Genomic DNA, 13,051 nt, shown 5'->3' on the forward strand with positions numbered 1-13,051 from the left:
GAGGACTGCCCCATGAATGTGTTCGACACCCTGATGCTTCCAAACGGTTCGTCTATCAAGAACCGAATCGCCAAAGCCGCCATGGAAGAGAACATGGCGGACGCCGATCAGGCACCCTCCGAAGAACTGATGCGTCTCTACCAAGCGTGGGCCGATGGTGGTGCAGGCCTGATCATCACCGGCAACGTGATGGTCGACGGCCGCGCCATGACCGGACCGGGTGGCGTAGTTTTGCAGGACGATCAGCAACTGGCCAAATTCAAGCGCTGGGCGCGTATTGGTCGATCCGGCGGTGCGCAGTTCTGGTTGCAGATTAATCACCCAGGGCGGCAGATGCAGTCCAATCTTGGGCAAAAAACATGGGCGCCGTCGGCCGTGCCGCTGGATTTGGGCAAACTGTCCAAGCGTTTCGCCACGCCTCACGCGATGACCTCAGGCGTGATTAAGGAGGTCATCCAGCGCTTTGCGAATACCGCGCGCCTTGGTGAACAAGCCGGGTTCACCGGCGTGGAGGTCCACGCCGCGCATGGCTATTTGTTGAGCCAGTTCCTTTCGCCGTTGACCAACCAAAGGACGGACGAATGGGGCGGTTCCCTAGAAAATCGGGCACGTCTGTTACTCGAAATCGTCAAGGCGGTCAGGGCTGTGGTTTCTGCGGATTTCGCAGTGGCGGTCAAGCTCAACTCCGCCGATTTCCAGCGGGGAGGGTTTACCGCCGATGATGCGAAGAAGGTCGTTGAGCTGCTCAATGGCCTTGGTGTGGATTTGGTGGAATTATCCGGAGGCAGTTATGAAGCGCCCGCTATGCAGGGGGAGGCGCGCGATGGTCGCACGCTGGCTCGCGAAGCCTACTTCGTCGAGTTCGCCCGTGATATCCAAACAGTTGCCAGAATGCCGGTGATGGTCACCGGTGGTATACGTCGCCGCGCGGTGGCGGAAAACGTCGTGCAGAGCGGCGTTAATATGGTTGGGATCGGAACAGCGTTAGCCATCGATCCCAACTTGCCTCGGGACTGGCTGCTGGGCAAAGACAATGCTCCGCAATTGCCGCCGATTACCTGGAAAAATAAAGCCATCGCATCCTTGGCAAACATGGCGGTAGTGAAGTTTCAGTTACGCAAGCTGAGTCGAGAGAAAAAGCCCGATCCGAACGTTTCACCGCTGCGTGCGCTTATCCTGCAACAGCTCGGTATGGCATTTCGCACTCGTCAATATCGACGGTGGGTGGAAAACCGTTTGATGTGAGCCGATACGTTTTTTATTTGAAGAGCTAAGTTTTGTCGTATCGGTCATTACTAACAGGAGCGTCCGCTATTGGCCGATAGCTGCCATTTACCGTGGCAGCTTCGGCTAGCGTTGTTTTCTCAAGCCCCCGTGCTAATCAGTCACGACAGAGGGTTGGCTTTCAGGTCTTCACCTCAACATGATCCAACGCCTGATTCACCGCCAATTCACTCAACATCACCAATTGCGCAATCCCGATCGCAGTCTTGCGATGGGCAGGCTCCAGAGTCGCCGCAAAGTTGTTGAGCATTTCGCTCGCCGAGCCCAGTGATTCGCTGGCGTTGGCCAGGAGGGATTCGGTGTTGTAGGCCGGGTTGGCCAGGTACATGGGGTCGTGCTTGTGGTGGCTGCCCATGATCCGTTGTTGCGGAGTGAGGTAGTGGTCGAGCGCGCGTTCGGCCGCTTCGTTGAGTGTCCGGGAATCGGGAAATTTGTAGGGAGAAACCGGATCGGTTTCCGGTGGGTTCGGTGTTGGGACTGTCAGATATTTTGTGTGCGGGCCGGTAACGGCCTGCCGTCAGGCAGGCCGTGCTTTTACCAGGTTGGCCTGATAAATCGATCTCCGTACAGAATCGCAAATTGATTCATCGCGCTTTTCCAGTCATGGGCCGCTGAGCCCCAGTTGGCGGTGATATTGCGCAGTCCAAGCCAGATCAGTTTTGTCGCCGCATCGTCGGTCGGGAAGTGGCCGCGCGTCTTGATGATTTTGCGCAATTGAGCGTTGATGCTCTCGATGGCGTTGGTCGTGTAGATCACTTTTCGGATCGCCGGCGGGAACACGAAAAATGGGATCACACGATCCCAAGCGCGGCGCCAGGCAGCCACTACCGTCGGATACTGCTTGCCCCACGGTCCGTTTTCAAAGGCGTCCAGCGCCTGCTCGGCCGCTTCGGCGGTCACCGCCTGATAGATCGGCTTAAGCGCCTTGGCCAGTTCGCGACGCTTGTCCCAGGCCGCGTAATCAAGACTGTTGCGGATCAGATGAACAATGCATGTTTGCAGTGTCGTGTCTGGGAATACGGCGTTGAGCGCTTCTGGCATGCCTTTCAGTCCATCGGTCACAGCAATCAACATGTCTTCGACGCCGCGTGTCTTGAGGTCGTTGAAAACCTTCATCCAGAACTTGGCGCCCTCGGTATTTTCAATCCAGATGCCGAGAATATCGCGTGTTCCGTCAGGCAAAACGCCCAGGGCCAAGTAGATCGCCTTGTTGCGAACCAGCCCCTCTTCACGGATTTTGACCCGTAGAGCATCGAAGAAAATAACCGGATACATCGGCTCCAAAGGCCGCTGTTGCCATGCACCGATCTCTGCCATGACCTCGTCGGTTACAGAGCTGATGAAGTCGGGAGAAACATCGGTACCGTACTGCTCGGAAAGAAACGCCCGGATCTCTCTGACCGTCATTCCACGGGCATACATGGCGATGATCTTGTCATCGAACCCGGTGTAGCGGCGCTCGTGTTTGGGAATCAGGATCGGGGAAAAACTGCCGTCCCGGTCGCGTGGAATATCCAGCCGTAGCGGGCCGTCACCGGTTAGAACCGTCTTGCCGCTCTTACCATTGCGCTGGTTGGTTTCATCCTCTGGGCGCTGCGCGCCCGGCGGATAGCCCAAGTGGTGACCAAGCTCTGCACTCAGCGCTCGCTCGATCAAAGCCTTCTTGAACGCTGCTGACGCGTCCTCGATGGCTTCAGCGGTCATCGGTCCATCGGTGAATTGCTCGAGCAGCTCTTTCGGGATTTTCGGCAGCTCTCGCAACGCGGGTTTCTTTTTGGTTGGCATACATGCACCTCTTACTCATGTTATGCCCGAACACAAAATTTCTGACACCCCCTCGGTGTTGGTTTGAACATAGATGAATCTCCAGCACTTATTAAAGGGGAGTCATCCACTCTCGCTACCAAACGAGGGGTGGCGACCATACGCAGGTTGGTAGACCGGAGCACTGGAACCGGCGCTTCCGAAGAAGCCCTGAGCATGGCCACCATAAATCCAGTCGCATGAATGCAACTGCATGAGGTGACGCGATGCGTCAGCGCTGCGGGCTACCAAACCCGATCACTGTTTTTCAGTGACCCGGAAACGATAAAACCCGCACCCCAGACGCACAAGCCGGCGGATTCTGGCGTAGTCGTAGGCAATGACGCAAGACGCTGTAGCCGTGGGGAAGTAATGCCGGGCGTTTCTAAACGCCAATCAAAAAACGCTTAAACACGCTGCCTTCGCCATGTCGAAATCAGACGTCCATGCCACTCCTGAAAAAAGCAGACTCCCGTCTGCGGGATAACGCGATCACATCGATTTCAATTTTCCTGTCCTCACCAATTCTTTCTTGGCATCTACAGTGTGCATCGCTTTTTAAGCTTGATGAAACGTTTCAGCAAGTTTATAAAAAGAGCCACAACTCCAAGAAAAGGCTGCTCCCATGACCCCGCTCAAACTCGTTGTTGCCCTCAGCGCACTGTCCGCTGCCTCCCACGCCATGGCCTGGGATTACGTTCTGCTCGACACCGACAAAGCCGCTCAGAACTGGCAGATCACCAGCCAGCAACTGGGCCTGAAAACCGACAAACCCTTCAGCGTCAGCCTACGCACCTTGCATGGTGGTCGGCAGGAGGGCGTCAGCATTGTCGACATCGATAACGGCACGATGAAACTCTCGGTGGTGCCAACGCGGGGGATGAACGTCTTGCAGGCTTCGGTCGGCAATGTGCGTATGGGCTGGGATTCGCCGGTCAAGGAAGTGGTCAATCCGTCCTTCATCGAACTCAATGGCCGCGGTGGTCTGGGCTGGCTGGAGGGTTTCAACGAGCTGGTGACCCGCTGCGGATACGAATGGGTCGGTCACCCCGGCGTCGACAACGGCGAACTGCTGACCCTGCACGGCCGGGCCGCCAACATTCCTGCGAACAAGGTCACCCTGCACATCGATGAAACGCCACCGTACGCCATCACCCTGCGCGGTGAACTGAAAGAGCAGGCGTTCAAGAAAGTCGACTTCTCCGTCGCCACCGAACTGGTCACCGAACCCGGCAGCGTAGTGTTCGCACTTAACGACACCCTGACCAACAACGGCGACTATCCGAAGGAATACCAGGCGCTGTACCACAGCAACTTCAGCACCCCGTTCCTGGAGCAAGGCGCTCGTTTCGCCGCGCCGGTGAAACAGGTCTCGCCGTTCAACGACAAAGCCAAGGGTGATCTGCCCGAATGGCAAACCTATCGCGCACCGACCAAGGATTACGACGAAACGGTTTACAACGTGGTGCCATATGCCGATGCCAAGGGCGATACGTTGACCGTGTTGCATAACAAGGCCGGCAGCCTGGGCGTTTCGGTTGGCTTCAATACGCAGACATTGCCGGTGTTTTCCCTGTGGAAGAACACCGATACCCAAGGCCAGGGTTATGTCACCGGGCTGGAGCCGGGGACGAGTTTTTCCTACAACCGCCGTTATCAGCGGCCACTGAACCTGGTGCCCACCATCGGGCCGAAGGAACACAAACAGTTCCGCATCAGCTACAGCTTGTTGGCGGATAAGACGGCGGTGGATAAGGCCTTGAAGCAGGTGAGCGACATTCAGGGCGGGCGGGAGACAGAGGTGCGGCAGACACCGTTGGTTGATTTGACCAAGGGCTGATACCGGCCACAAAAAGGGGGACCACAAAAAGGGGGACTGATTTATTTTTCCTAAATAAATCAGTCCCCCTTTTATATTTTGGAAACCAACAAGGCGTTAACCGTTACCGGTAGCCGTTCGACAAAATCCGCAATCTCCCGCACCCCACGCAAATGCACCACAGGAATCTCCGGCCCAATAGCCTGGCGCACTCCGTCGATCCCCGGCCGGTAGCCCCGGTCGAAATTCCACACAAATTTCAGAAAGGTCAAAAACGCCCGATCGATCTTTTCTCGACAACCCACAGCAAGATCCGGGCGAGGACGGTTCATCACGCTGCGTTTGATCACGCGGACGAGGCAGGTCAGGCGTGGGGTGTCGAGCCAGATGATCAGGTCGGCGCGAGGCAGGCGCAGGTCGAAGGTTCGCCGGGCGTAGTTGCCTTCACAGACCCAGGTGTCTTCCGCGACGGCCTGGCGTACGCGGGTGCGAAATTGCTCTGCATCGGGCTCGACCCAGCCGGGTTCCCAGAACAGCTTGTCGAGGTGGATCACCGGCAGGCCGAGGCGTTCGCCGAGGGCGCGGGCGAGGGTGGATTTGCCGCTGCCGGCGTTGCCCAGAATGACGATCCGTTGCATGGGGACTTCCTGTCGCGAAAAAAGCCGGCGATTGTGCAGGAATCGGCTCTCCGACAGAAGTCCGAACGCCACTCACCATGTCGAAATCAGACGCCCCCATGCCGCTCCCAGGCTATTTGCGATCAACGCCGGGCACGTAAGGTGACGCATCATTTCATCGCCCTGCGTCGTCGTCCGACCGATTTGTAACGCTGCAGCGCTTGAGGTGCGCCGCTCTGGAGCAGGGCAACAGGAAGAAATGATGATCGCCTGACACGTCGTCAGTACGCCCAAACGTCGATCACCAGAGAACAACAAAAACAATGAATAGCCTGAACTCGAAGGACTCGAACGGTCAGTTGGCGCAGGGCTTCAAGCCGCGTCATGTCACCATGCTTTCCATTGCCGGCATCATCGGTGCGGGGCTGTTTGTCGGCTCCGGCCACGCCATTGCCGCCGCCGGCCCGGCAGTCTTGCTTGCTTATCTCTTCTCCGGTCTGCTGGTCGTGCTGGTCATGCGCATGCTCGGTGAAATGGCCGTGGCCCATCCGGACACGGGATCGTTTTCCACCTATGCCGATCAGGCCATCGGGCGCTGGGCGGGGTTCACCATTGGTTGGTTGTATTGGTGGTTCTGGGTGCTGGTCATTCCGATTGAAGCGCTGGCCGCCGGGCATGTGTTGAATCAGTGGTTTCCTCAGGTCGATGCGTGGTTGTTCGCGTTGTTGTCGATCATTTTGCTGGTGGTGACCAACCTGTTCAGCGTGTCCAAGTACGGCGAGTTCGAGTTCTGGTTTGCGATGGCCAAAGTGGTGGCGATCATCGGGTTCATCGGTCTGGGTTTTGCGGTGTTGATGGGCTGGATTCCGGAGCGTGAGGCCAGCGGTTTGAGCCGCTTGATGGAGGAGCACGGCGGGTTTGCACCCAATGGTTTGTCAGCGGTGGTCGGGGCTTTCATCACGATCATGTTCAGCTTTATCGGGACCGAAGCGGTGACCATCGCGGCCGCCGAATCGAGCAACCCGGCGCAGAACATCGCCAAGGCCACGCGCTCGGTGATCTGGCGCATCGGCGTGTTTTATCTGCTGTCGATTTTCGTGGTGATTTCCGTGGTGCCCTGGAACGATCCGCTGCTGGCGTCCGTCGGCTCTTACCAGCGCGCACTGGAGCTGATGAACGTTCCCAACGCCAAATTCCTGGTCGATGTGGTCGTGTTGATCGCGGTGGCCAGTTGCATGAATTCCTCGATCTACATTTCCTCGCGGATGCTGTTCTCGCTGGGTCGTCGCGGCGATGCTCCGCAACCGCTGAAAGTGACCTCCGCTGCGGGCGTGCCGAGAGCTGCGGTGATTGCCAGCACCGTGATCGGCGCCGGGGTGACGCTGTTCAGCTATTTCATGCCGGCCGGGCTGTTCCAGTTTCTGCTCGCCAGCTCCGGCGCGATTGCGTTGCTGGTGTATCTGGTGATCGCGGTTTCGCAATTGCGCATGCGCCGGATGCTGCGTCGGCAGAACGTCGAGCTGACGTTTCGCATGTGGCTGTTTCCGTGGCTGACGTGGCTGGTGATCGCGTTCATCTGCGCCGCGCTCGCGGTGATGATGGTGACCCCCGAGCATCGTCTGGAAGTGACGTCAACCATCGGCCTGGCGCTGGCGATTTCCTTTATCGGGCTGGTGACCACGCGACAGCAGGGGCAGGTGAGGGCGGCGGTTTCGGTGGGTGAGGCCTAGGTGTGTCGCAGGCGTGAACTGTGGGACTATCGCCAGCACGCCTGACATTCGATCGGAGCCCCATCGTGCAGACCATCCGCCGCGCTCAACCCCAGGATGTCGAGTGCATCACCGCACTCGTCACTGAGGCCTACACCCCGTACATCGCCAGAATCGGCAAGAAACCTGCGCCGATGCTGGAGGATTACCGACAGGTGCTGCAGGACAATGAGACGTTTGTTCTGACCGACAGTGACGAGGTTGTCGGTGTGCTGGTGATGAGCCCTGAAGACACCGAGCTGCTTCTGGTCAACGTCGCCGTTTCAGCTCGGCACAAGGGCAAGGGCCTGGGAAAAGTGCTGATGACGTTCTGTGAAGAACACGCGCGTGACAAGGGGGTGGCGGCAGTGCGGTTGTACACCCACGAACGGATGTCCGAAAACATCGAGATCTACAAAAAGCTCGGCTATCTCGAAACCCATCGCGCCACCGAAGACGGGTTTGCCCGCGTGTTCATGCGTAAGGCGCTTTGACCAAAAACGGAGGCCGTTGCACATTGCGCAATGGCCTCTGTTGATCTCAACCGCGTTTCGGCAGCTTCCAGTTCGGGCGAATGAAGTGGCAGGTGTAGCCGTTCGGAATGCGCTCGAGGTAATCCTGATGTTCCGGTTCCGCTTCCCAGAACGGCCCCGCCGGTTCGATTTCGGTGACCACCCGACCTGGCCAGAGGCCTGACGCGTCGACATCAGCAGCAGTGTCTTCGGCGATATCGCGTTGCTGCTCGTTCATGTAATAGATCGCCGAACGATAGCTCGGACCGAGATCGTTGCCCTGACGGTTTGGCGTGCTCGGATCGTGGATCTGGAAGAAAAACTCAAGGATCTGCCGATAGCTGATCACAGCAGGGTCGAAGACGATTTCGATGGCTTCGGCGTGATTGCCATGATTGCGATAAGTGGCGTTCGGCACATCGCCACCGGAATAACCGACCCGCGTCTGCAGCACGCCGGGGTAGCGGCGCAACAGATCCTGCATGCCCCAGAAGCAGCCGCCGGCGAGAATGGCAGTTTCGGTTTGAGTGGTCATGGCATGTCCTTCCTCTCGAATGGGTCGCAGATGTTCCTTGATATGAGGGAGTGTGGGCTGATTCCAAGGTTGAGGCGGTAAATAAATCGTGCAGCGCGGGCTCGCTCAGCGATCCGTGCGCGGCATCGCCGCAATCGGCTGGATCTGCCGGGAGGCCTGCGCCGAGCACCAGCGATTCCGGCCCTGCTGTTTGGCCTGATAGAGGCAAGTGTCGGCGGACTTGAGCAAAGTGGCCGGGGTCACCGCGTCGTCAACCGGATAACGCGTGGTGATCCCCGCACTCGCAGTGACATACCCCAGTGGATGCCCCGCATGTTCAAGCTCCAGCGAGCGAATGGTCTGCAGAATGTCTTCAGCCACCTGAATCGCCCCGGCGCTGTCGGTGTTGGGCAGCAACACGGTGAATTCCTCGCCACCGTAGCGCACGGCCAGATCAGAAGGCCGCTTGACCGTTTTCCGGATACCGTCGCCGACCGCGATCAAGCAGTCATCGCCAGCGGCGTGGCCGTACTGGTCGTTGTAACGCTTGAAGTAGTCGACATCGAGCATAATCAATGACAGCGGCGAACCCTGACGCCGGGCCAAACGAATCTCGTCCGCCAGCGCCGCATCCAGGCGCCGACGATTGCCCAGACCAGTGAGGCTGTCGGTCAGCGCCATGTCGCGCATCGTTTTGTGCGCGGAGCGGATCTCCCGTTCCATCGCGATCCGCTGGCGCAGCTGGCTCAGTACGATGAGCCCGAAACAGGCGAGCACCAGAATCAGGAACACCAGTACGAAGCCGTTTTTCAGCAGGTCCTGGCGCCACGGCGCGATGATAGAGTCACGGGACAAACCGGCCTCGACCACCAGCGGGTAAGTGGTCAGGGCGCGATAGCCGTAAAGGCGCTCGGTGTCGTCGACCACCGCCCTGATCTGGGCAATGCCCTGGTTGGAGTTCGGCAGGTAGGTCTTGAAGATCTCGCTGTTCGCCAGGCTTTTGCCAATCACTGACGCAATGAACGGTCGGCGAACGAGGATCGTGCCGTCGCGCATCGCCAGCACCAGCGCGCCTTTGTCATCGATGCGGAAATCACCGTAATAGTCGACGAAATAACTGACCTTGACCGTCCCCAGCAGCACGCCGGCGAACGAGCCATCGGGGTTATTCAAACGCCGGGAAATCGGAATGATCAGGTCATGGGTGGAACGGCTTTCCACCACCTGACCGATGCGCACGTGCCGGTCTTCATGGGTGCGGTGGTACTGGAAATAATCGCGATCGGCGTTGTTGGCGGTTTCGGGCGTGACCTCCTTGTCGGTCACGATCCAATGGCCGTCCGGGCCGTAAATGAACAGGCCGTGCAGCTGCGGCATGATTTTCGACTGCTGGATGAGCAGCTTGTGAATCCGCGCCACATCCAGGTTCTGCAAACCATCGCCTTCGACCCGCTCTGCCAGCCCGGCAGTCAACACATCGACCTGGCGGATGGTGTCCTCGGCATGTTGCGCCGTAGCGCGGGCGAGGTTGGTCACCGAATCACGCGCGGAAGCGAAGACCGAACGATAGTCGCGCCACGTCCGCCAGCTCTCTACCGCCAGAAAGGCCACGACCACCATCAGCATGAAACTGACGGTCAGCCGAAAGGTCGAGCCGGCCTTCACGCCTTTGCGGGGCGCGCGCGGTGCTTCATCTGGAGTGGGCGCTTGCGTGTTGCGTCCGGGCATCAACATTTCCCTGGAGGTCGTTCTGAGCGGGTGAGCATTATGACAAGGATAGGCGCGAAGGTCGGGCTGGCGATGCGATCTGCCTGGCAGTTTGTATTGATTGTCCGTTTTGAGTTGACGGTGAAACGCTTTTAAGACGATTTATCGCTTTCAGGCGAGTTAGTAATCTGTGCCCATCTTGAACGCAAACGAACTTCCACAACTAAAAAGGGATTCACACATGAGCACTCCAACCTACAACCGCCTGAACAAAGACGACGCCGTGGTTCTGCTGGTCGACCACCAGACCGGTCTGATTTCTCTGGTTCAGGACTTCTCGCCAAACGAGTTCAAGAACAACGTACTGGCGCTGGCCGATCTGGCCAAGTTCTTCGAGTTGCCGACCATCCTCACCACCAGCTTCGAACAAGGCCCGAACGGCCCGCTGGTGCCGGAACTCAAGGAAATGTTCCCGGATGCGCCGTACATCGCCCGCCCAGGCCAGATCAACGCCTGGGACAACGAAGACTTCGTCAAGGCGATCAAGGCCACCGGTCGCAAGCAGATCATCATTGCCGGCGTCGTGACCGATGTGTGCGTAGCGTTCCCGACCCTGTCGGCGCTGGCGGAAGGGTTTGATGTGTTCGTGGTGACCGACGCTTCCGGCACCTTCAACACCACCGTGCAGCAAGCCGCATGGAACCGCATGACCCAGGCCGGCGCACAGATGATGAACTGGTTCTCGGTAGCTTGCGAGCTGCACCGCGACTGGCGCAACGACATCGAAGGCCTGGGTAACCTGCTGTCCCAGCGCATCCCGAACTACCGCAACTTGATGAACGGCTACGCGGCGCTGACGGCGCATCAGAAATAACCGGATGCCGGACAGACGAAAGCCTGCTTTGAAAAAAGCAGGCCTTCGTCGTTTCTACCGCAGACAGCAGAGCAGGGGGCTCGTCACCTCAAACCGTGACGACAACCTTCCCGACCTGCTGATTGGCTTCAAGAAAGCGATGCGCTTCCTGAATGTCATCCAGGGCGAATGTCCTGGCAATGATCGGTTGCAGCGCACTCGATGCCAGCCCGTCGCCGATGAAAGCCTTGGCGCGCGCCAGGATGGCCGGGTCGGAGACGATCTCCGTGTAGAGGTAACCCTTGAGGGTCAGGCATTTGCCGAGCACGGTGAACAGCGGGAACGGTGTCGGCTCCGGGCTCAGAGCGCCGTATTCCAGCAGGATGCCGCCGCGCGCCATGCTTTGGGTCAGCGGTTCGAACGACGGGCCGCCTACCGGATCGAACACCACTCGCGCGCCTTTGCCGTCGGTCAGCGCCATGACCGCTGCAACCATGTCTTCTTCCTCGCTGACGATCACGTGCGCCGCGCCGGCGTCGAGCAAGGCCTGTTTCTTGGCGCGGGTCCGGGTGACGGCAATCGAGGTGGCGCCGACCATTTTGGCGATCTGGAAGGCTGCCAGGCCGACGCTGCTGGAGGCGGCAGTGACGATCACGAAATCGTCCTTTTGCAATTTGGCCTGTTCGACCAGCGCACCCCACGCGGTGACGTATTGCATCCAGGACGCCGCCGCTTGTTCAAACGACAGGTTCTGCGGGTGCTTGACGGTGAGGTGGGCGGGCACATTGGCCAGTTCGCCGTAAGTGCCCCAGCGCGCGATGTCCAGCGGCGGAATCACACTGACGGCATCGCCAATGTTGAATTCGCTGACGTTGGTGCCGACCGCCACCACCACGCCGGCGGCTTCGTAGCCGAGACGACTGGGAAACTCCGCTTCCTGCAGATAGGCGTGATTGCGGAACATGACTTCGGCACGATTCAGGCCAAAGGCTTTGACCTCGATCTGTACTTCGTCCGCTGCGGGCGCCGGGACGTCGACGTTTTCCAGTTTCAGGACGCTCGCGTCACCGTATTCATGAATCCTGACAATGCGTGCCATCTGTACTTCCTCGCTTATCGATGAAATTGCACCAGTGTGATTCGGTGCCATGGACGCCAATTTAGGCTTTGGTCTGCTCCGGATAAAGGCCTAGGATGGCGCAACACTAGAAACAACGAGTTTCCAATGGATCGCCTCACACTCATGGCCACCTTCGTCAAAGCGGTGGAGCTGGGCTCCTTCAGCGCGGTGGCGGACGAGCTCAACCTGTCCCCGCAAATGGTCGGCAAACAGGTGAAAATGCTCGAGCAGCATCTGGGTGTTTCGCTGCTCAACCGCACCACTCGCAAGCAGAGCCTCACGGATTTCGGCCGCACGTTCTATCAGCGGGCCAAGCTGATACTGGCCGACATGGACGCCGCCGAAGAAATGGCCGCCGTGACCCGGGGCGTGCCCAGCGGTCGACTGCGGATCAATGCGCCCGTCACGTTTGGCGTCAGTTCGCTGTCGCCGAAGCTGCTGGAGTACATGGTTCGCTATCCGCAAGTGTCGGTGGACCTGACACTGTCGAACGAACTGGTCGACCTGGTGGACGGCGGATACGACGCGGTATTCCGCATCGGCGAACTCGCCGACTGCGGCCTGAAGGCATTGCCGCTGATGCCCTATCAAATGGTGCTGTGCGCAGCGCCGTCCTACCTCGCACGCCGCCCACCGATCACCACGCCTTGGGACCTTCAGGAACATGAATGCCTGGCGTTTGCCTATTCGGACGGCCGCTCGCACCTGCGATTCGAAGGCCCGGAAGGCTTTATCGACGTGCCGATTAAAAGCCGATTGACGATTAATCAGGGCGATCCGTTGCTATCCGGAGCAGTGGCGGGGCTGGGGGTGGTGATGTTGCCGCTGGAGCTGGTCAAGGATTCGCTGCGAAGCGGGACGCTGGTGAGTCTGCTGCCGCAGTACAAGGTGCCGGTTTCGCCGATGAATCTGTTGTATGCGCCGGATCCGAGGCTGACGCCGAAGTTGAGGAGTTTTATTGATTTTGTGCGCGTAGCGTTTGGTTGAGCGAAGTGCCCTATAGCAGTCGCTTTGGCTGACTGCTATAGGGTGATGGCTGTTGGTGGTAAATCAGACGTGCCCGTTGTGCTAAAT

Annotated in this window: 12 protein-coding genes; 6 read left to right on the top strand and 6 right to left on the bottom strand. The window is 58.7% G+C overall.

Translation table 11 applies throughout. The annotated features are described in order from the left end of the window. Positions 1-12: 12 nt before the first annotated feature. Positions 13-1,245 (top strand): NADH:flavin oxidoreductase/NADH oxidase family protein, encoded by a 1,233-nt coding sequence (locus IHQ43_RS12415; RefSeq protein WP_192564585.1) that lies wholly within the window; start codon positions 13-15, stop codon positions 1,243-1,245. 160 nt (positions 1,246-1,405) lie between these two features. Here the strand turns inward: IHQ43_RS12415 and IHQ43_RS12420 are convergent, their stop codons facing one another. Together IHQ43_RS12420 and IHQ43_RS12425 are read right to left on the bottom strand one after the other, a co-directional pair. Then, on the bottom strand, positions 1,406-1,768 hold the full coding sequence (locus IHQ43_RS12420; protein WP_192564988.1) for a DUF6124 family protein: 363 nt from the start codon (positions 1,766-1,768) through the stop codon (positions 1,406-1,408). 50 nt (positions 1,769-1,818) lie between these two features. After that, positions 1,819-3,069, bottom strand: a complete 1,251-nt coding sequence (locus tag IHQ43_RS12425) for an IS256 family transposase (RefSeq protein ID WP_192564586.1) — start codon at positions 3,067-3,069, stop codon at positions 1,819-1,821. A 643-nt stretch (positions 3,070-3,712) separates the two neighbouring features. On the opposite strand from IHQ43_RS12425, the gene IHQ43_RS12430 reads away from it, so the two are divergent. Next, entirely contained in the window at positions 3,713-4,927 is a 1,215-nt protein-coding gene (locus tag IHQ43_RS12430) for an aldose 1-epimerase family protein (protein ID WP_192564587.1), read from the top strand. 71 nt (positions 4,928-4,998) lie between these two features. Here IHQ43_RS12430 and IHQ43_RS12435 read toward each other — a convergent pair whose 3' ends face one another. Next, positions 4,999-5,544, bottom strand: a complete 546-nt coding sequence (locus tag IHQ43_RS12435; protein WP_192564588.1) for an AAA family ATPase — start codon at positions 5,542-5,544, stop codon at positions 4,999-5,001. Positions 5,545-5,846: 302 nt separating this feature from the next. Between IHQ43_RS12435 and gabP the strand changes: the two genes are divergently transcribed. Together gabP and IHQ43_RS12445 are read left to right on the top strand one after the other, a co-directional pair. Then, on the top strand, positions 5,847-7,253 hold the full coding sequence (gene gabP, locus IHQ43_RS12440) for a GABA permease (protein ID WP_192564589.1): 1,407 nt from the start codon (positions 5,847-5,849) through the stop codon (positions 7,251-7,253). A 65-nt stretch (positions 7,254-7,318) separates the two neighbouring features. After that, positions 7,319-7,765, top strand: coding sequence for a GNAT family N-acetyltransferase (locus tag IHQ43_RS12445; RefSeq protein WP_192564590.1), 447 nt, complete (start codon positions 7,319-7,321; stop codon positions 7,763-7,765). 46 nt (positions 7,766-7,811) lie between these two features. On the opposite strand, the gene msrA is transcribed toward IHQ43_RS12445, so the two are convergent. Next, positions 7,812-8,318, bottom strand: a complete 507-nt coding sequence (gene msrA / locus IHQ43_RS12450; RefSeq protein WP_192564591.1) for a peptide-methionine (S)-S-oxide reductase MsrA — start codon at positions 8,316-8,318, stop codon at positions 7,812-7,814. Positions 8,319-8,423: 105 nt separating this feature from the next. Further along, positions 8,424-10,025 (bottom strand): sensor domain-containing diguanylate cyclase, encoded by a 1,602-nt coding sequence (locus IHQ43_RS12455; protein ID WP_192564592.1) that lies wholly within the window; start codon positions 10,023-10,025, stop codon positions 8,424-8,426. 220 nt (positions 10,026-10,245) lie between these two features. Between IHQ43_RS12455 and ycaC the strand changes: the two genes are divergently transcribed. Continuing rightward, positions 10,246-10,878 carry an isochorismate family cysteine hydrolase YcaC gene (gene ycaC, locus IHQ43_RS12460; protein ID WP_007958138.1) on the top strand — a complete coding sequence of 211 codons (633 nt, stop codon included), beginning with the start codon at positions 10,246-10,248 and terminating at the stop codon, positions 10,876-10,878. An 88-nt stretch (positions 10,879-10,966) separates the two neighbouring features. Here the strand turns inward: ycaC and IHQ43_RS12465 are convergent, their stop codons facing one another. Beyond that, complete coding sequence (locus tag IHQ43_RS12465; RefSeq protein WP_192564593.1) at positions 10,967-11,956, bottom strand: zinc-dependent alcohol dehydrogenase family protein; 990 nt, start codon at positions 11,954-11,956, stop codon at positions 10,967-10,969. Between the two features lie 126 nt (positions 11,957-12,082). On the opposite strand from IHQ43_RS12465, the gene IHQ43_RS12470 reads away from it, so the two are divergent. Further along, positions 12,083-12,964: a LysR family transcriptional regulator gene (locus IHQ43_RS12470; protein ID WP_192564594.1), complete on the top strand. Its 882-nt coding sequence runs from the start codon at positions 12,083-12,085 to the stop codon at positions 12,962-12,964. The last annotated feature ends 87 nt before the right edge of the window (positions 12,965-13,051 follow it).

Origin of the sequence: Pseudomonas gozinkensis, from assembly GCF_014863585.1 — a bacterium.
Classification (GTDB): domain Bacteria; phylum Pseudomonadota; class Gammaproteobacteria; order Pseudomonadales; family Pseudomonadaceae; genus Aquipseudomonas; species Aquipseudomonas gozinkensis.